The sequence below is a fragment of the Neobacillus niacini genome (assembly GCF_000759675.1).
GTDB classification, from domain to species: domain Bacteria; phylum Bacillota; class Bacilli; order Bacillales; family Cytobacillaceae; genus Neobacillus; species Neobacillus niacini_A.
Window position 1 is genome coordinate 33,579 of the sequence record NZ_BAWM01000086.1, and the last position, 19,484, is coordinate 53,062.

Here is a 19,484-nt window from a genome sequence, read left to right on the forward strand (position 1 = left end):
AAAGAATGGGTGCAAATCAACCTACGGTCGTGCAAGAAAACTGGTGGGCTCGGCTTACACGTTCAAAATATTTTGTCTATGTTTTAATTTCTCCACTATTTTTAGTTCTTTTAGCGTATGTTATCTATCCGTTTTACCAAACCTTTCTTCAAAGTGTAGTGGGCGAGGAAGGGGCAACTCTCGAAAATTACCAACGTTTTTTTGGTTTAACAAGTACAGCCAACCTTGAAGCGCTTTGGACAAGTGTATATATTTCGGTCATAAGTGTGATTACCTGTGCAATTGTTGGTGTCACCATGGCGTTTTTAATGGAACGATACGAGTTTCCAGGAAGAAAACTTCTGTCCGTCTTAATTCTGGTACCGATGGCATTGCCGCCACTGGTGGGTGTTTTATCTTTTACCTTTCTCTATGGAGAAAGCGGTATTATCCCAAGGGCATTTCAGGTACTATTTGATCTCGAAAAAGTACCTTTTTCATTAAAAGGTGTTATGGGTGTCATCGTCGTTCATACGTTTACTATGTACACGTACTTTTATTTAACGGCAGCAGCAGCGATTAAAGGTCTGGATCCTTCCTTAGAAGAAGCCGCAACGAGCCTTGGATCTGGAAGAATTCGCATTTGGTTGAAGGTCATCCTTCCCATGTTAACTCCAGCGTTAATCGCATCTTCCTTACTTGTATTTATGATTTCAATGGCCTCATACACTGCACCGTTGATGTTTGGTGTCGAACGGACGATGACGATGCAAATCTATTTATCTCGTACAAATGGAAGTCTCGATATGGCAGCAACACAATCTACCATTCTATCGATTGTATCGATTTCCTTCTTAATTTTGATGAGATGGTACCAAGGACGACGGAACTATCAAAATCAAAGTAAAGGAATCAGTGTTCATCGCACCGAATTGCGTTCCCAATTTGCAAAATATATGTCTATGGTTCTTTCATTTATAGGAGTAATTATTTTAATGCTTCCGATCCTTGTTCTTGTCCTGATATCTTTTTCAGTTGACGGGGAATGGACGGTTCAAGTTATCCCAACCGCCTATACATTGCAGCACTATATTGATTTATTTACAGATGAACGAACCTGGCGTCCAATATGGAACAGTTTGCAGATGAGTTTTGTGGCAACAGCCGGAAATATTTTGTTCGGTGTGGCGGCGGCCTATGCCATGGTTCGTACGAAGTTTAAAGGAAAAGCCTTACTTGATATATTAATCATGGTTCCATGGGCACTGCCTGGTACCGTTGTAGCGGTTAACTTGATAGCTGCATTCAGCGAACCGAATGTATTCAGCTTTAATCAAGTGTTAATTGGGACATTCTGGATTTTACCATTAGCCTATTTCGTACGGCATTTACCACTTATTTTCCGATCCACTTCTGCCGCGTTAATGCAAATGGATGAATCCGTGGAGGAAGCGGCTCGCAGCTTAGGTGCCAATTGGTGGTATTCGTTTAGAAGAGTGGTTGTTCCGATGGCTTTCTCAGGAATTCTTGCAGGAACCTTGCTGGCTTTGGTTCAAGGAATAGGTGAATTTGTTGCCTCAATCTTAATTTATAGTACTTCAACCATGCCGTTATCTGTAGCGATATTCCAAAAAATGTATGCTTTCCAATTCGGAACGGCCTGCGCCTATGGTGTGCTACAAATCATTCTGATTATTACCGTTCTTTTCGTTTCGCAAAAGATAACGGATGGAAAAGCAGGATCGGCTATTTAAAAGGGGAGATCTCGTTGAAAGCATGTGATATTCATGGTAGAGACCTAAATACGCTTGCGCAGGCCACATTTGCTGTTGTTCCATTAGGGAGCTTTGAGTATCACGGACCACATTCTCCTCTAGGTACGGATATTGTGTTAGCAGATGGATTTGCGAACGTGATTGATCCTAGCTTAGGTGGTGCTGTGTTCCCAACCGTTCCTTATACAGCCTGTCCCGGAAAAACCAACAAATATAAAGGGACCATTCCGATTCGACCCAGCATTATTCAAGAATATTTGATTGATATTTCGATGGGAATTATCGAGCAAGGTATTAAAAAAATTATTCTACTCAATGCACATGACGGAAATATGGGGGTTTCTCGAACAGTAGCAGAATATGTAACTGGTAAGCATGTTGATGCAAGCTTCTTACTGGTAAATTGGTGGCAAATGGTCGATATAAACGCTGCTGCTGAAATTGGATTTGAAGGTACGAAAGGAAGAGGACATGGTGGACCTTATGAAATGTCTGCTGTTAAAGCGTTTCGTCCAGATTTGGTCCATGTAAATGTAGAGGATGAAGAATTTAAAGAGGTATCTTCGCTTTCATCCTACCCATACATTCTAGTGGAGGGCACTCCAAAGGCATGGGATGGTTATACAGGGCTTATTCAACAAATCTCCTATGAAAAGGGGAAGAAAATCGTTGAGAAAGCAACAGCAAATATGAATGCGTTAATCAAAAACTGGCTTGAAAATTAATAGACAGAAGGGATTGACCAAAGTGAAAACCTCACTCAGAGAACAAATCATTAATAAGGAAGGTACAACTTTTCCTTCTAGAACCTATATGTCCATGGTGCTAGAACCAGCCTATGATGAGGCAAAGCAACAATTTATTGATTCAATGGTGGAGATTCATCATGCCCATTTGATCATGCTTGTAGAACAAGGGCTTGTTGGAAAAGAAGAAGCACAAAAAATTGCCAAAGCCGTTTCTAACTTGGATATGGAAGATATTAAAAGAAGAAGCTACACCGGTGAATTTGAGGATTTATTTTTTGAAGTCGAGCATTCATTAATCGAGGATGCAGGTGATATTGCTGGAAACCTTCATATAGCAAGAAGCCGAAATGATATGGGAATTGCGATTTACCGCATGACACTTCGGAAGAAGCTATTACTATTGGTGGAAAAGGCGTTAACACTCCGCGAGGCCCTTATTGAATTAACGGACGAACATAAAGAAACGGTGATGATTGGTTATACGCATACCCAACAGGCGCAACCAACAACATTGAGTCATTATTTAAATGCGATGACTGATATGCTTACACGTGATATCTTTCGATTACAAGCCGCCTATAAAACGGTCAATCGCAGTAGTATGGGGGCAGCTGCCCTAACAACATCGGGATTTGCGATTAATCGAGAGCGTATGAAAGACCTCCTTGGCTTCGAGGACATGATTGATAATGCTTGGGATGCTGTTGCAGGTGCAGATTATATAGCTGAGACTGCTGCTGCAGTTCAGTTGTCCGCACTAAATTTAGGAAGATCCATGCAAGACTTCTTATTATGGGGTACACAAGAGTATGGTGCATTTCTTCTTTCCGCACCATACGTGCAAATTAGTTCTATCATGCCTCAAAAACGAAACCCTGTTTCGATTGAGCATATGAGAGCTCTTTTATCTAGTGTAGCGGGAGATTGTCAAACAGTCTTATTAATGGTCCATAATACTCCATTTGGAGATATTGTTGACACAGAAGATGATATGCAACCGTACATATGGAAAGCAATTGAAAGACTCGGTGGCATCTATGATTTATTAACGTCTGTATTACTCACTATGGAAGTAAATAAAGAAACCCTTCTGAAAAGAGCTAAGGAAAGCTTTGCGAACGTCACTGAATTGGCCGATACCATTGTCCGAAAGGATGGACTATCCTTCCGTCAGGCTCACCATGTTGTAAGTTCAACGGTTAAAGAGTTAATGAAAAATGGAAAAACGTCTTTAGAATCATTAACATTGGAACTTTTAAACGAGCAATCAAGAAATGTAGTAGGAAAGGAATCTGTTTTAACAGAAGAAGATTTAAAACAATGCTTGAGCCCTGAATATTTCATTCAGATCCGTGATTTACAAGGCGGACCAAGCCCAAGTAGAATGGAAAAAACAATCCATGTGCGATCAAAGGAACAGAAAGATTTAACAAGCTGGTTAAGTGAAAGACAAGACCATCTGACAAAATCAGCTTCTATGGTTAAGGACATTATTACGAAATGGACTGGAGACGATGAATAAGAACACCATCGAACTGCTTGCGGTCGATGGTGGTGGAACAAAGACACATGCTGTTCTTGTTAATGCTGAGGGAACCATCCTTGGTGAAGGAAGAGCAGGGGCATCTAATTATCAGGTAGTCGGTGAGGACGGAGCCAAAGAGGCTTTAATAGAAGCAGTTCTTGCTGCATTTACTGAAGTCGGTGGTTTGGTGAATGTGGAAAAAGCAGTATTTGCATTAGCTGGAATTGATACGTCAAAGGATGAAAAAATAGTAGAAGGTGTCGTTCAGCGTGTAGTTACTGATTTGTCTATCAAGATTGGTCATTTACTAATAGAAAATGATTGCTTGTCTGCCTTATTAGGAGCCACGCAAAATAAAGCTGGAATACTCTTAATTGCCGGAACAGGCTCCATTGTGTATGCTCATGATGGTAACAAACGAATTGTCAGATCAGGTGGGTGGGGACACCGAGTCGGTGATGAAGGAAGCGGATATTGGATCGGCAAACATGCGATCCAGTCAGTCCTCAAAATGCAGGATGGACGTGGAGAGAGAACTCTTTTAACGCGGCTTGTATTGGATAAATTAGGTTTCAATAGGATTGAAGATCTCTATAATTGGACTTATAGTGATTCTTATTCCGTTGATAATGTAGGAGCCCTTGCGGCTGTCGTGGATGAAGCTTATAAATTGGGAGATGCAGTTAGTAAACGTATTTTAGATCATGCGACAGATGAACTAATACTCCTAATAAAAACCGTTATGGAAAAAGCTGATATCCAGCAGGAAGATTTTGATTTAATTTTACAAGGTGGGGTATTCCATCATAATACGTATATAAAAAACAAAGTTCTAGAAAGCATTCAGCAATACACATCAAAGGTTAATCTCATCCTTGCTACCGAGGAACCGATTCGCAACATTATCAAGCGTGGATTGAAATCACGATAGCAGTCATGGGTAAACAACAAAACCAGGTGACGAAGGCTCTGCAATAAAGTAAAAAAACTTGCCAAATATATGGCAAGTTTTGCTTATTAATAAATGTTTTTCTTATGGTATTTATTTGATAATTAAACCTAAAATTTTACTTATAACGTAACAAAATAGACTCTGTCTCTTTGCTTCTTATTTTTCCCTTGTCATTTTAACAAGCGTAATAATATCTTGTGATACGGTATCATATGGAACAGAATCCGCTTTTAAATTGTTTTTAATCTTTTCTATTAGCACCACTGCTTCGGGATTTGTTATAGTAAGGGTTTGGACATTTCCATTAAAGACTTTGTTCATATAACTTTTTGCCTTGTCGAGATTATCATCTACATCTTGAGCAGCTGTATTGTTCATATTAGCAGGAACTTTTTTATTTTGGTCTTTTCTTGATACTCCATCGACACTATTGAGGACATGCTCCTGCATGGAATCGTATTGATTGGAGGTCACCTCAGGTGTTGCGCGCGCAAGGATGACTGTGTCATCTAATACAAATACCTTGACCCCATTGATTCCTTCCCCTCCTAATCTCGATTCCAGATGAGAAGAAATTCCGCCATCATTTAAACCTGAGCTACCGATCAAGCTGTATACATTTGTTCCTGTTCCATGAGAGGTTCCTCCATGTTCATCCGTTGTTTGTCTTTTTTCCCCGTTTTCACTAGGAATAATTAAGCCATCATTCATATTTCTTGTTGAAATACTTTTATCATAGACACTTGTTTGATGTACTCCATGCATGTCACGATGACCTTCTTCGGCTTTGACGGTTTCATCCATCAAATTCTGTTGACCGGAGCATGCAGTGATGTATAAGGCTGCACAGGATATACCCGCATATTTCCAGATATTTTTCATTATTTTCCACCTCATAACAATAAATTTAAAGTTATTATGCCCAACATACTTTTACGTATGAATGGATTTTTTTTGGGGTAATCTATCCTTTAAATGTAGGAGGTGGATTTTATGGCAGATAAATCCAAACAACAGGAAAAAAATGAATCACTTTCTCGCCGCAAATTCCTTAAGAATTCTGGTATTGCGGTAGGGGGATTGGCTGTAGGCGGTGCACTAGGCAGTTTACTCCCATTTAAAGACAAAACAACAAATACACAAGTAGTTAAAAACCAAGGGGCCTCTGAAAGCTATAATCTGGCATTAATGTATTTTACCCGCGAGCAATTTAACATCGTTGAGGCCGCAACAGAGCGGATTTTCCCAGCTGATGATAAAGGTCCTGGAGCAAAGGATTTGGGTGTTGCCTATTTTATCGATCATCAATTAAGTGGGGACTGGGGCTTTAATTCAAGAGAATACATGCAACCGCCATTCTTTAAAGGTGAAAAAGTTCAAGGGTACCAAGGAAGGTTAAGAAGACGTGAAATTTTCGATATTGGTTTACGTGAATTTCAAAATCACAGTTTAACAAAGTTCAAAAAGAATTTTGTTGAACTTAGTGAAGAGGAGCAAAACGATATTTTAACAGATTTTGCAGAGGACAAGATAAACCTTACAACGATTTCCCCAAGTGGTTTTTTTAATATGTTGAGAAGCAGCACATTAGAAGGGGTCTATAGTGATCCATTATACAGTGGAAATCGAAACATGGAAGGCTGGAAAATGCGGAATTACCCAGGTAGTCAAATGGCTTATACACAAGTGATTGATAAAGAATTTACAGTCATTCCTCCAAAAAGTCTAAAAGATCACCTTGGGCATTGATGTATTTTTGAATTTGCACTAAATCGACGATGAATGAGGTGTAAGAGGTGGCAAAGAAATTACCGAAAGTGGATGTTGTTATTGTTGGCGTTGGCTGGGCAGGCGGAATTATCGCTGCTGAGCTCACCAAGCAAGGTTTAAATTGTGTTGGATTGGAAAGAGGAATCGAGCGAAAAACGGAAGATTATTTTATGGTACATGATGAACTTCGCTATGCTCTTAGATATGACTTGATGCAGAATCTCTCAAAGGAGACCATTACGTTCAGAGGAAATGAAAAACTCCGTGCTCTGCCCATGCGGCAATACGGTTCCTTTCTATTAGGGGAGGGATTAGGGGGATCAGGTGTTCATTGGAACGGGCAAACCTACCGTTTCCTTCCTTACGATTTTGAAATTCGCACTAAAACCATTGAAAGATATGGTGAAAACAAAATTCCTAAGGATATGACCATTCAAGATTGGGGCATTACCTATGATGAATTGGAGCCCTATTTCGATAAATTTGAAAAAATGGCTGGGATTTCAGGGGAAGAAAACCCCCTTGCAGGTAAGAGGTCCAGTCCCTATCCAACCCCGCCGATGAAAACAACACCTGCACTTGAAAAATTTAAAAAAGCAGCAACTAACTTGAAGTTACATCCCTATAATCGACCTTCCGCAAATCTTTCAGAAGCATACACCAATCCAGATGGGGTAGCACGTGCTGCCTGCCAATATTGTGCTTATTGTGAAAGGTTTGGCTGTGAATATGGTGCCAAAGCGGACCCGGTTGTGACCGTTATACCAGTAGCAAAAAAGACCGGGAAATTCGAGATTCGCACGCATTCCAATGTTAGACGCGTTTTGAAATCCGGCAATAAAGCAACTGGAGTCATGTATGTGGATACAACAACTGGAGAAGAAATTGAACAGCCTGCTGATATTGTAGTGTTAACAAGCTATGTGTTTAATAATGTTCGTTTATTATTACAATCGGGCATTGGTCGTCCATATGATCCGGTGTCGGGGACAGGGGTGATTGGAAAAAATTACGCTTACCAAGTCCAAAAAGGAAATGCGACCGGCTTTTTTGAAAAAGAAGAATTTAATACCTATGCTGGTGCAGGATCTCTCGGCATGGTGGTGGATGATTTTAATGGAGATAACTTTGATCACTCTAATCTCAATTTTATTCATGGCGGCTCAATTGCCATTTCACAAACAGGGCTTCGACCTATATCAAATAACATAGTTCCAAAAGGAACTCCGACATGGGGTAAAGAGTTTAAAGCAAATTCGGTTAAATATGCAAATCGGGTTTTATCCGTGGGCGGACAAGGCGCAAGCATGCCATTTAGGCATCATTATCTTGACCTTGATCCGACATACAAGGATGAATTTGGCGATCCGTTAATTCGGATTACCTATGATTTTGAAGAGCAGGACAGACAGTTGGCCAAGTTTTTAACGGATCGATGCAGAGAAATCATGAAAGAAATGGGTGCTAATAAGATCGATACGATGCAGGAACTGGGTCCCTATGATATTACCACCTATCAATCCACCCATAACACAGGCGGTATCATCATGGGAGCAGACCCAAATACCTCTGCTGTAAATAATTTTTCGCAAATGTGGGATGCTGAAAATGTATTTGTCGTTGGCGCTACAGCGTTTGCGCATAATAGCGGCTATAATCCAACCGGGACAGTCGGGGCATTCGCTTATCGGGCGGCTGAAGGTATTTTATCCTATAAACAAAAAGGTGGGATTTTAGCTTAAATAACTCTAGTAGGAGGAAACTATGCTATCAAATATAGGCATCCCAGGATTAATCTTAATTTTAATCATTGCTTTAATTATTTTTGGACCTAAAAAGCTACCTGAAATTGGGTCAGCGTTTGGAAAGACATTATCCGAATTCCGACGAACCGCTACTTCCATCATCGATGAAGAAGATGAAATTCTCGAAAATAGTAAAAAACAGCAACCATAATAATAGGGATGATATGACTTATTGGAGAAACATCCGAAATATTTTACAAGTAGCAAACCAAAGCCTTAACCATTGCTAGAGATGGGTTAAGACTTTGGTTTTTGTGTGTTCCTAAACCTTGTGAAGAACTTCTCACTTTTATAAGCTTTTAAATAATTTATAATTATCATATAATAGTATATAATTAATTTATAAATAATGTAATACACTTTGAAATAGTAGTAATTGAGACAGAAAAAGTGTGTGACCCGGTCGTGCCTTAGATTGGTGTGACGTCTATATTTTTTCTGAAAATTTTAGTGAAAAGGTTGATAAAAATGAGCAACGAGGAAACTAAAACAGACGTCATTTTAATTGGCGCCGGAATTATGAGTGCCACTTTAGGGACAATTATAAAAGAATTAGTACCGGAATGGGAAATTAAAGTGTTTGAGAAGCTTGAAAACGCAGGAGAAGAAAGCTCTAACGAATGGAATAATGCGGGGACTGGGCATGCGGCATTGTGCGAGCTTAACTACACGGTCGAAAAACCAGATGGATCTCTAGATATTAGTAAAGCGATAAAAATTAATGAGCAGTTTCAGGTTTCGATGCAGTTTTGGTCTTATTTAGTAAACAGTAAGCAGGTTAGTAATCCACAGGACTTTATAAGACAATTACCTCATATGAGTTTAGTACATGGCGAACAAAATGTAGCTTTTTTAAAGAAACGATTTGAAGCGCTGTCAATCAATCCCCTATTCCAAGGGATGGAATTTTCCGATGATCCAGAAAAACTGATGGAATGGCTTCCGCTTATTATGGAAGGCCGTGCCTGGAATGAACCTATTGCGGCTACAAAAATCGACTCTGGAACGGATGTCAACTTTGGTGCTTTAACGCGTAGGTTGTTTGACCACTTAGAGAGTAAAAATGTAGATATTAAATACAATCATAGTGTTAATGATATTAATCGTACTAGCGATGGCTTGTGGGAATTGAAAGTGCAGAATCTCTTTAGCGGTTCAGTCAATCGCCATACTGCTAAATTCGTCTTTATCGGAGGCGGTGGAGGAAGCCTGCATTTACTTCAAAAATCCGGTATTCCTGAGGGAAAACATATTGGAGGATTCCCGGTAAGCGGAATATTTATGGTATGTAATAATCCAGAAGTTGTAGAGCAGCATCATGCAAAAGTTTATGGAAAAGCTAAGGTTGGCGCTCCGCCAATGTCTGTTCCGCATCTTGATACAAGATATATCGACAATAAAAAATCGTTGTTATTTGGACCGTTCGCTGGCTTCTCACCAAAATTTTTGAAAACGGGTTCAATGCTCGACTTAGTAACCTCTGTAAAACCGAATAATGTCTTAACAATGTTGGCGGCAGGTGCAAAAGAGATGTCATTGACAAAATACCTGATCCAGCAAGTTATGTTATCGAAAGAACAGCGCATGGAGGAGTTACGTGAGTTTATCCCGACTGCCGTTGCTGAGGATTGGGATTTAGTAGTAGCAGGCCAACGAGTGCAGGTTATCAAAGATACTGAAGCTGGCGGCAAAGGGACGCTTCAATTTGGTACGGAAGTGATTACTGCGGCTGATGGTTCGATTGCTGCCTTACTAGGCGCTTCTCCGGGAGCTTCTACTGCCGTTCAGGTTATGCTTGAGGTCATCAAAAAATGTTTCCCTGAACATATGAATGAGTGGGAATCGAAAATCAAAAAAATGATTCCTTCTTATGGCGTGTCACTAATGGAAAACCCAGAGTTGCTGCACGAAATTCATACTTCGACTGAGCAGTCGCTCGGTCTAACAGAAAAAGAACTAGCTTACAGTTAGTTTTTAGATGCAGAAAAGAAAAATTAAAGAGCAGAAAAGGTGCAAGTTCTATTTCAATACTTGCACCTTTTCTGCTCTTTTACATTTAAAACCATAACAAATACTGTCAAACCATTGTTCTATTTAATCGTAGATATAGATATTAATAATTTATAACGAATAGGAGGATGATAGATGAAAGCCATCGTGTACACAAAGTACGGTCCGCCCGACGTTCTTCAACTTAAGGAGATAGAAAAACCAATTCCTAAAGATAATGAAATACTAGTAAAAGTAAAAGCGACAACCGTAACAGTAGCAGATATTCGGTCAAGGAGTTTTACCGTTCCTCCCGCTTTTTGGCTGCCGGCACGAATTACACTTGGTTTCAAACAACCAAAAAAAGAGATTTTGGGGATGGAGTTAGCTGGTATAGTGGAGTCGGTTGGGAAAGATGTCAAAAGGTTTAAGGAAGGAGACCAGGTTTTTGCAGCATCTCTTGTGGGTTTTGGTGCTTATGCGGAGTATAAGTGTCTGCCGGAAGATGGTCCTGTAACAATTAAACCTTCCAATATCACTTATGAAGAAGCAGCTGCCATTCCCATTGGAGCACGTACAGCATTGTTTTTTCTTAGAAAGGCTAACATTCAGAGAGGTCAAAAGGTTCTTGTTTATGGTGCTTCAGGAAGCGTAGGAAGTTATGCAGTACAGCTTGCCAAGTATCTTGAAGCAGAAGTTACAGGAGTATGTAGTACTTCGAATTTAGAGTTGGTAAAATCACTGGGCGCTGATAAGGTAATAGATTACACCATAGAAGATTTTTCTAGTAACGATGAATCGTATGATGTAATCTTTGTAGCGGTAAACAAGAGTTCCTTTACAGATTGTATGAAACTGTTAAAGAAGGACGGTACGTATATAAATGTCACTGAACCGCTGCCAAATGCTAGAATGTTATGGACTCAATTAACCACCAGCAAGAAACTATTATTGAGTAGAAATTCACCTGAAACTGCAGAAGCTCTAAACTTCCTTAAAGAACTTGTTGAATCAGGGAAGTTAAAAGTTGTCATTGACCGATCTTATGCGTTTAATGAAATTATTGAAGCCCATCGATATGTCGAGAAAGGACACAAAAAGGGTAATGTCGTTATAACTGTGGAACAAAACAACAAATCCTAATGGAGTAAGACTATTCTCCAGCATCATCACCACCAATGTCACCATTATCATCATCAATGGTTTCATTGGTACCATCCTTAAAGAAATCATTAATTGCATCTATTAATGATTTCTTTTGTTCATTTGGTTCATCGTCAAGTGTATTGGAGCTGTTACCTAAAAAAGTTTGAATGGAGAAGATTTGTGTAGCTTGTTTCCTGTTTTTAATAAAAAAAATTAGAAGAATGGAAATGATTATTAGAATTAAAATTACAAACAAGAAAATTTTTAACATAACATACCACCACCTTAACTTGTCCTTTTTTTATAGTATTTTGGTAACTACATAGGTATTCCGATTTATTCAAATGTTTTTTATAAGGACTTTTTAGTTAAACAAGGACCTAAATACGAAATTGAAGAAGGAGGAGTTTTGTATGAAATCAACAGATAAATTTAGCGGGAAGGCAGATGTGTATTCAAAATCTCGCCCTAGTTACCCAAATGAGTACATCGATTATCTACTCTCAATTAATAAATTGAATGGTACTAGTAGAATCGCAGATATTGGATCCGGGACAGGTATTCTAAGCCGGCAGTTATTGGAGAGAAGAGTAAAACTTTTAGGGGTGGAACCAAATGATGATATGAGAACAAAAGCTGAACAAGACTTACAACAGTTTGAACATTTTACTTCTATTAAAGGTTCAGCTGAAGAAACTACTTTAACGGACAATAGTGTAGACCTGGTTATAGCAGCTCAGGCATTTCATTGGTTTGACCAAGAAAAGTTCAAGTTGGAATGTAGACGCATTTTGAAACAAAATGCTAAAGTTGCCCTGGTATGGAATAGTAGAGATTTCAAAAGCCCGCTCAATATTGAAAATGCTGAGATTTTTAAAAAATTCTGTCCGAATTTTCATGGATTTAGTGGTGGAATTGGGGAGGATCAGGAAGTATTTAAACAATTTTTTCAGGATGGAGAATATGAATTTAAAAGGTTTCCAAATGATGTGATCCTGGATCTTGAAGGATTTTTGGGCAGGAACCTATCAGCGTCCTATTCGCCAAAAGAGACAGATAAGGAGTATGAATCCTTTGTAGAAGCCATCACAAATCTATTTAAAAAATACAGCCATAATGGAAAAATAGTTATGCCGAATTTTACCCGAAGTTATTTAGGAAACGTGTGAGGAAATAATAATTATGAATCCGTAAAAAATATAGTAGCAGAGTAATTCATATCTAAATTTGCTCTACTTCTATATTGATATAAAAGGGAAGGTTTATCAGGAATTATCCTTATCTTCTTCATTAATTGGAGGTAAATCATGGATTCCTCTCTAACAAAATCCACAATTATTGACAGATGTTCACTATTGTTTATATGTTATAAACAGCTGGATAGGGAGAATTCCAATATTGCTTTGGTTTGCGAACAGGCTGGTTTAACAAATTTCAAATGGAAGAGGATATTCAAGATGAACAAACAGGAAAGCAGCTATAGATGGGTGGTATTTAGTACCGTCTTATTGGCTTACTTTTTAATAATCAGCCAAAGGACTGCTCCAGGACTTATAACTGATCAGTTAATGAAGGATTTTCATGTTTCAGCTGCTGTCATAGGTCTAATGAGTAGTTTTCAATTTTTTGCTTATGCAGGACTTCAAATTCCGATAGGGTTATTATCGGACAGATTCGGTCCCAATCGATTTCTTATTTTAGGTACCATTCTCACGGGAATTGGCTGCCTTATTTACAGTTTTGCTCCCAATGAATATGTTTTGATTTTTTCTCGATTTTTAGTTGGAACGGGAGATTCGATGATTTTTCTTAACTTAGTAATCATTTTAAGCCAATGGTTCAAGGCGCAGGAATTTGTAAAATTGTTGGGTGTGATTTCACTTGTTTCGAGCCTTGGTTCATTAACAGCTACAGTTCCTTTTTCTATGTGGATTTCATTCGCAGGTTGGCGAACACCATTCTTAACTATAGGTATCATTTTAGCGTTATTCTCTTACCTTCTTTATACTGTGCTTGTTTTGAAGCCTAACAAAATCTTTAAAAATGATTTCGATATGAAAAAGAATAGGAACAAAAATCGTGAAAGTGTTTGGAGGATCCTCCGCCGAACCATTTCCGCACGTCAAGCTTGGGCAACGTTTCTATGTCATTTTGGGTTGGTTGGGGCGTATGTCGGATTTATCGGTTCATGGGGAGTACCGTATGGAATTCATGTACTGGAGTTATCCCGTTCAGAAGCTAGCCAGCTAATGATGTATGGTCTTTTTGGAGCCATTCTTGGTGGCCCTTTAATTAGCTGGATTACAAGCAGACTAGAATCTATGAAAAAAGTTTATACCTTTGTTCATATCATTGCCTTTTTAAGTTGGGGAGGATTGTTTTTATCAGGTGTGAACCCTTCATTTATACTAGTAGTAGTTTTGTTTTTTCTCGTAGGTTTTGGAACTGGTGCAAGTGCATTGACGTTTGCTGTAGTGCGGAAATCCTTCCCGATAGAAGAAGTAGGGGTGGTTACAGGATTCTCCAATATGGGTGGCTTTTTAAGTGCTGTTTTATTACCAATTGTTTTCGGTAAGGTACTAGATTTATTTCCTCAAGATACTATCAATGTTGGTTATCATTATGGGTTTATCATTCCTGTTTTATTTTCTTTGGTGGGAGTGTTAGGAGTCATTATGATCAAAGAGGAAAAAAGCGAAGGAAAAAACGTACTAAATGCTTTATAATGCAAAGCCGATTTTCCTAAGCGGAAAGTTGGCTTTTTCTATATTCAAGTTTGAAAAATTTTGAAACATTAGGGGAGATAAATACGTCTAAATAATGGTAATTTTCTTTATTTGAATGGACAAAGTTGCATTAGAAAGGTAAGTTGATAGTAAAAGTACATTCACATCGATAACAAATTTTGGCAGCAGCACCTGGAAAGAAATTGAATATACTAACAGCTGTGGGAAGAGAGTTAGTTACTTCTCACAAAGTAAGATAGAAACAAAGAATATTTTAGAGGGTTTTAATAAAGTTAGGTAGTTTTAATAAAAGGTGGAATTTATATGAAAATTGTTGAGCTTCAGACAGGGAACGAATTTCTTGAAGAAGGCATTCAGGTATTTTGGAATGTATGGGGGACTGAAGATAATTATAAGTTTTACGAGGATTGTATACTTCATTCCGCTGAAACTTCAGAACATCTTCCAAGATTCTATATGGCAATTGAAAATGGAAATATTATTGGCACGTATGCTCTATTGAGAAATGATATTAATAGCCGCCAGGATTTATGTCCGTGGCTTGCGTGCTTGTTCGTGGATAAAGAATACCGTGGGAAAGAAATCGGATCGAAGCTTCTTGAACACGGTTTAAGTGAAGCTGCCAAAAAGGGGTATAAGAAGCTTTATTTGACTACAGATTTAGAAAATTATTATGAAAAATACGGCTGGGAACATAACGGAATAGCCTATGGACCAAGTGGCGGGCATATCAAGATTTATGAAAAAAGCACCGGTATTTAGGCGATGAACTGCATGAAAATAGTAGATACGACCACCATTCATCCTTCCATAAGGAAACTACTTTCCCTAGCCACCTCAAAGGAAAAAGTGGAAATAGAATATAAGAAATAAAGACTGGAGTTTACATATGAATCCAATAATAAACCAAATTGGAACCATTTTTATACCTGTCCGTAATGTTGAAAACGCACGTAATTGGTATTGTGATATCTTAGGGTTAGAAAACAATGGAGAGATCTTATTTGGACATTTATTTATTGTTCCGATGATTGGGACTGGAATTGTACTAGATAGTAAGATTTATTCAGAGGATAATATAATCAAAAGTCCAGTTTTTCATTTTAACACGGATAATATAGAACAAGCCTTCGAGTATATGAAGAGCAAGAATGTCGAACTAACAACTGGAATTGAGCATAATCATTGGTTTAATTTCAAGGACCCTGATGGAAACCATTTGATGGTCTGTCAGTGTTAATTTCTTTATTAAGTATGGTTAATCAATATCTAATGTGGAAAATAAAAAGGAGTGTTTCATCGGTGCCAGGCATCATGAAACACTCCTTTTTATTTAATTCAATCGAATCCCTGTGCGAGTGTAAATCCTAGAACAAAAAGGATAACAAAGACGATGGAAAACGCAATCCATATTAGGTCTGTCTTCTTTCCTTTCTGCTCCCTGACGATAACCATTTCAAATAACCCAATCATTAATATACCGAGTACTGCCTTCAAATAGTAAGATAGCGGAATGGAATAGGCGGAAAAGAAGAGAATACAACCCGTTACGATTATGAGAATGTATGTAGCTCGTAAAACCATATGCACAACAAGTGACCCGACAAGAAGAATAAGAGAAGCCTATTTTCTTGTCAATTTAACACCAACAGTTAAGCACCTAGAAAAATTGCTTTGTGGTTAAACCTTTTTCATTTTATGGAGTAATCATGTTTTTTTAGAAAAAGAAAATGGAGGATAATGGATGGAACATTTTCATGATTCATCTTGCAATTAAGTTGAATTGGCTACTCTAACCCATACAGAGGACCCGTAATATGTCCCTATAAATTGCCTGATTGACCGTTGCCCATGATACATAATTATTTTGCCGTGAATAAATTACAAATTTTCTCATCAACTTAAGAAATAAACAAATAAGAGAAGAAGGTGTAATAGGTGTCTCGAAACTGTTATCGGTTATTCACTATAATTACTTTAAGCATATTCTTTTTACTACTGTCATCCTGCAGTCCTTCACAAAAAAATGGTAGCCCAAAAATTGTTCGAGAAAATACATACGGTATCGGAAAGCAATCGACAGAGCAAGTGCAGGATATTCATCCGGGTTACTCAGAAACGCCTGGCCAGAGAGTTCAGGTACACTATATTAATAAAATTCCTCGTGAAGTTTTAGGTTTTTACACAGAGCAGGAAGGAACTTATCCAGGGTCTCAACCTACAGTTAATTCGCAATTCACCAATTTAAGCATCATTGCACCCTTTTGGTACAAACTTGATGATAAACGTCCAGGCAGTCTTATAGATTCTGTTTCTGCAGATCATAAGAGAAAGGTTATTCAAAACGCTCATGAAAAAAATGTGAAGGTATATCTAGTTGTTCACAACCTCTTTTATGAAACCCTGGAGAAGGGCAAGCAAGTAGCGAGTAATGTAATCGATAACGATAAAAACCGCAGTGTTTTCATTCAAAATTTACGAAATGAAATGAATCAGTTCAATTATGACGGTATTAATATAGACATAGAAAATTTGTATTTGAAAGACCGAGATTCCTTTAGTCTGATGATTAAAAAATTGTGTGATACACTGCATCGCGATGGAAAAGTAGTGACGGTTTCAGTCCCGGCAAACACAGGTGATTCGCGTTCTAATCCGTGGTCACCATGGTTTGATTACGCAAAGCTTGGTCTATTTGCAGATAGGTTAATGATTATGACCTACGATGAACACAACGTAAACACAACACCCGGGTCAACGGCATCAGTTGATTGGACAGAAGCAACGATTCGTTATGCTTTGAATAAAGGAGTACCACCATCAAAAATTTTACTCGGTATCGCTGGTTATGGATGGGATTGGGACACAACAGCGAACAAAGCCCTTTATAGCTCCTATGCACAGTTAATGGGGCATAAAACAAAATATAAAGCTGAAATTTTATGGGACTCCCGTTCACAGACACCTCATTTCGGTTATGTCGATGAAAAAAACCATAACCACGAGGTCTGGTTTGAGAATAGTTACAGTCTGCAGTATAAACTAAACCTTGTGGAAAAATTTAACTTACAAGGAATCGGGATTTGGCGACTTGGCTTAGAAGACCCTATGTACTGGACGGCCATTCCTGGGAAAATAAAAGTAAAAAAATGATGCTGAAGGTTCCCCAAAAGTCTGAGCTTTTTTGGGGACACCACCTTTTTTATTCAAATAATTATTTCTAATGTGCAATTTGTTCCGTATTTTGGAGGTAAACTAACTTATAGACATTGAGGAGTGAGATTATGTTCTTGCAAGGGACTATTATTGCAGGTGAATTTGATTCATCTTTGAATGAATTTTCCATACTGAAAGTAAAAAATTTCAACACAGAATCGGTCCTGAATGAAAACCAAATAAATAATATATATCACTATTTAAAAAAACATGAGCATGAAGATGATGGACAAATTATTACCCTATATGACCAAATGCCTGTACACTTATCTCAGAATGAAATTAACCAGTTCATATGTGATTTAGAGAGAGTAATGTCCATGTATCACTGAGGTTGTGTAAGTCTACCTTAGCCATATATAGTACAAACAGTAAGAAGAAGCAGACCCAATGGATCTGCTTTGTTTTGGTTTAAGGATTTGTTGACCAAAGCCCTGCTGTTTTAACGAATACTCTTGGATTAAGTTTTAACCCTGCTACGATTAATTCAGCTAGGTCTTCTGGGTGCATAACGTTATCTTCATTGCCACTAACAAGATTTGTATCAATTGCCAAATCGGTTACGACCGTACTTGGTGTTAAAGCAGTTACACGGATATTATGCTTTCGTACTTCTAGCATAAGTGATTCTGTTAGTCCTAAAACAGCGAATTTTGATGCACTGTATGCACTTGTTACAGGAGCACCTTTTTGGCCGGCAGATGAAGAGATATTGATAATATCACCTGATTTTCTTTCAATCATGCCAGGTAACACCGCTCTTGTTACATTATAAACACCCATCAAATTTACTTGGATGATTTTTTCCCATTCTTCAGGTGTTAAATCAAGGAAACCACCAAATTTAGCAATACCAGCATTGTTGATTAGGATATCAATTGGTCCTAGGTCTGATTTGATATGTTCAACAGCATGAGTAACTGATTCGAGATCGGTAACATCTGCAGTTGCAGCGGAAACTTTCACATCATATTGCACTAGTTCAGCTGCTACCTTTTCAAGATTAGACATATTCAATCCAATCAATCCTAAATTAACGCCTTCTTTCGCTAAGGCGATAGCAGTAGCTCGTCCAATTCCTCTTCCTGCTCCCGTAATAATAGCAGTTTTTCCATTTAAAGAAATCATTTTATCACTCCAATAAAAAAATTTAAAAACAATTATTAATAATAACAAATTGAAGTAATGAATACTAACAGAAAGACCGCAACTTGCATTGGAACAGTTTGCGGTCTTTCATATTTAGATTTCTTAGATGCTCAGATTTTTATTCTAAGTTGGCGTGTCTACCATACATCTGATTGGTATCCAAACCCTTTTTCTCCATGAACCTCAGAATGACAGCGTCGTAAAATACTAAAAGAGTTTGTTCAAATAATGATCCCATTGGTTGAATGGTTTTATAATCACCTTCCGACTGATCTTTAGGTGATCCAGGTAACTTAATTGTGAAATCCGATAGTTGTCCAATAGTGGACTCAGGGAAAATCGATACAGCCGCTATGGTGCCACCAATACTTTTGGCTTTCTCAGCCATGCTAACAAGGCTTTTTGTTTCTCCTGAACCTGACCCAATGATTAAAATATCATCCTTTTCAAAGTTAGGAGTTACCGTTTCACCTATCACATAGGCATCTATTCCCATATGCATCATTCGCATCGCAAAGGATTTAGCCATAAATCCAGATCTTCCTGCTCCAGCAACAAAGACTTTCTTTGATTCAAGAATCCCATTTACCAATTTTTCAGCTTCATCATCCGAAATATAACCCATTGATCGATTTAATTCTTTTAAGATTTCAGCTAAATATTGAGTCGTATTCATGGTCGC

Annotated in this window: 20 protein-coding genes; 15 read left to right on the top strand and 5 right to left on the bottom strand. The window is 38.2% G+C overall.

Features of this window, described 5'->3' with window-relative positions; all coding sequences use genetic code 11:
• Positions 1–5: 5 nt before the first annotated feature.
• From TR08_RS20525 to TR08_RS20540, 4 genes are read left to right on the top strand one after another with little or no spacing between them, the layout of a single operon-like run.
• Complete coding sequence (locus TR08_RS20525; RefSeq protein WP_045521479.1) at positions 6–1,733, top strand: ABC transporter permease; 1,728 nt, start codon at positions 6–8, stop codon at positions 1,731–1,733.
• Between the two features lie 14 nt (positions 1,734–1,747).
• The gene (locus tag TR08_RS20530) at positions 1,748–2,479 is read left to right on the top strand and encodes a creatininase family protein (protein ID WP_045521481.1); all 732 of its coding nucleotides are present in this window, start codon (positions 1,748–1,750) and stop codon (positions 2,477–2,479) included.
• A 22-nt stretch (positions 2,480–2,501) separates the two neighbouring features.
• Complete coding sequence (argH, locus tag TR08_RS20535) at positions 2,502–4,025, top strand: argininosuccinate lyase (RefSeq protein WP_045521483.1); 1,524 nt, start codon at positions 2,502–2,504, stop codon at positions 4,023–4,025.
• Entirely contained in the window at positions 4,018–4,959 is a 942-nt protein-coding gene (locus tag TR08_RS20540; RefSeq protein ID WP_045521484.1) for an N-acetylglucosamine kinase, read from the top strand. Before argH ends, TR08_RS20540 begins: the two co-directional genes overlap by 8 nt.
• 177 nt (positions 4,960–5,136) lie before the next feature.
• Here the strand turns inward: TR08_RS20540 and TR08_RS20545 are convergent, their stop codons facing one another.
• A complete protein-coding gene (locus TR08_RS20545) occupies positions 5,137–5,862 on the bottom strand; it encodes a hypothetical protein (RefSeq protein WP_045521485.1) in 726 nt (241 codons plus the stop codon).
• A 111-nt stretch (positions 5,863–5,973) separates the two neighbouring features.
• On the opposite strand from TR08_RS20545, the gene TR08_RS20550 reads away from it, so the two are divergent.
• From TR08_RS20550 to TR08_RS20570, 5 genes are all read left to right on the top strand, one after another.
• The gene (locus TR08_RS20550; RefSeq protein ID WP_045521487.1) at positions 5,974–6,729 is read left to right on the top strand and encodes a gluconate 2-dehydrogenase subunit 3 family protein; all 756 of its coding nucleotides are present in this window, start codon (positions 5,974–5,976) and stop codon (positions 6,727–6,729) included.
• Positions 6,730–6,776: 47 nt separating this feature from the next.
• Positions 6,777–8,492 carry a GMC family oxidoreductase gene (locus TR08_RS20555; RefSeq protein ID WP_045521489.1) on the top strand — a complete coding sequence of 572 codons (1,716 nt, stop codon included), beginning with the start codon at positions 6,777–6,779 and terminating at the stop codon, positions 8,490–8,492.
• 22 nt (positions 8,493–8,514) lie between these two features.
• Positions 8,515–8,706 carry a twin-arginine translocase TatA/TatE family subunit gene (gene tatA / locus TR08_RS20560; RefSeq protein ID WP_045521491.1) on the top strand — a complete coding sequence of 64 codons (192 nt, stop codon included), beginning with the start codon at positions 8,515–8,517 and terminating at the stop codon, positions 8,704–8,706.
• 293 nt (positions 8,707–8,999) lie between these two features.
• Positions 9,000–10,526 carry a malate:quinone oxidoreductase gene (locus TR08_RS20565; protein WP_305082402.1) on the top strand — a complete coding sequence of 509 codons (1,527 nt, stop codon included), beginning with the start codon at positions 9,000–9,002 and terminating at the stop codon, positions 10,524–10,526.
• Between the two features lie 174 nt (positions 10,527–10,700).
• Positions 10,701–11,687: an NAD(P)-dependent alcohol dehydrogenase gene (locus TR08_RS20570; protein WP_045521496.1), complete on the top strand. Its 987-nt coding sequence runs from the start codon at positions 10,701–10,703 to the stop codon at positions 11,685–11,687.
• 10 nt (positions 11,688–11,697) lie between these two features.
• Here TR08_RS20570 and TR08_RS20575 read toward each other — a convergent pair whose 3' ends face one another.
• The gene (locus tag TR08_RS20575) at positions 11,698–11,961 is read right to left on the bottom strand and encodes a hypothetical protein (protein WP_045521498.1); all 264 of its coding nucleotides are present in this window, start codon (positions 11,959–11,961) and stop codon (positions 11,698–11,700) included.
• 142 nt (positions 11,962–12,103) lie between these two features.
• On the opposite strand from TR08_RS20575, the gene TR08_RS20580 reads away from it, so the two are divergent.
• The 4 genes from TR08_RS20580 (at position 12,104) to TR08_RS20595 (ending at position 15,677) form a co-directional block, all read left to right on the top strand.
• Positions 12,104–12,859 (top strand): class I SAM-dependent methyltransferase, encoded by a 756-nt coding sequence (locus TR08_RS20580; protein WP_045521500.1) that lies wholly within the window; start codon positions 12,104–12,106, stop codon positions 12,857–12,859.
• A 288-nt stretch (positions 12,860–13,147) separates the two neighbouring features.
• Entirely contained in the window at positions 13,148–14,416 is a 1,269-nt protein-coding gene (locus tag TR08_RS20585) for an MFS transporter (RefSeq protein ID WP_045521778.1), read from the top strand.
• 324 nt (positions 14,417–14,740) lie between these two features.
• A complete protein-coding gene (locus tag TR08_RS20590; protein ID WP_045521502.1) occupies positions 14,741–15,199 on the top strand; it encodes a GNAT family N-acetyltransferase in 459 nt (152 codons plus the stop codon).
• A 127-nt stretch (positions 15,200–15,326) separates the two neighbouring features.
• Positions 15,327–15,677, top strand: a complete 351-nt coding sequence (locus tag TR08_RS20595; protein ID WP_045521504.1) for a VOC family protein — start codon at positions 15,327–15,329, stop codon at positions 15,675–15,677.
• A 98-nt stretch (positions 15,678–15,775) separates the two neighbouring features.
• Here TR08_RS20595 and TR08_RS20600 read toward each other — a convergent pair whose 3' ends face one another.
• Positions 15,776–16,021, bottom strand: coding sequence for a DUF1516 family protein (locus TR08_RS20600; protein ID WP_081954580.1), 246 nt, complete (start codon positions 16,019–16,021; stop codon positions 15,776–15,778).
• A 354-nt stretch (positions 16,022–16,375) separates the two neighbouring features.
• Between TR08_RS20600 and TR08_RS20605 the strand changes: the two genes are divergently transcribed.
• Both TR08_RS20605 and TR08_RS20610 read left to right on the top strand, forming a co-directional pair.
• On the top strand, positions 16,376–17,590 hold the full coding sequence (locus tag TR08_RS20605; protein ID WP_045521506.1) for a glycosyl hydrolase family 18 protein: 1,215 nt from the start codon (positions 16,376–16,378) through the stop codon (positions 17,588–17,590).
• A gap of 131 nt (positions 17,591–17,721) precedes the next feature.
• A complete protein-coding gene (locus TR08_RS20610; RefSeq protein WP_045521507.1) occupies positions 17,722–17,985 on the top strand; it encodes a hypothetical protein in 264 nt (87 codons plus the stop codon).
• A gap of 79 nt (positions 17,986–18,064) precedes the next feature.
• On the opposite strand, the gene TR08_RS20615 is transcribed toward TR08_RS20610, so the two are convergent.
• Both TR08_RS20615 and hxlB read right to left on the bottom strand, forming a co-directional pair.
• Positions 18,065–18,781, bottom strand: a complete 717-nt coding sequence (locus TR08_RS20615) for a 3-ketoacyl-ACP reductase (protein WP_045521508.1) — start codon at positions 18,779–18,781, stop codon at positions 18,065–18,067.
• Between the two features lie 139 nt (positions 18,782–18,920).
• A complete protein-coding gene (gene hxlB, locus TR08_RS20620) occupies positions 18,921–19,478 on the bottom strand; it encodes a 6-phospho-3-hexuloisomerase (RefSeq protein ID WP_045521510.1) in 558 nt (185 codons plus the stop codon).
• Positions 19,479–19,484 lie beyond the last annotated feature (6 nt).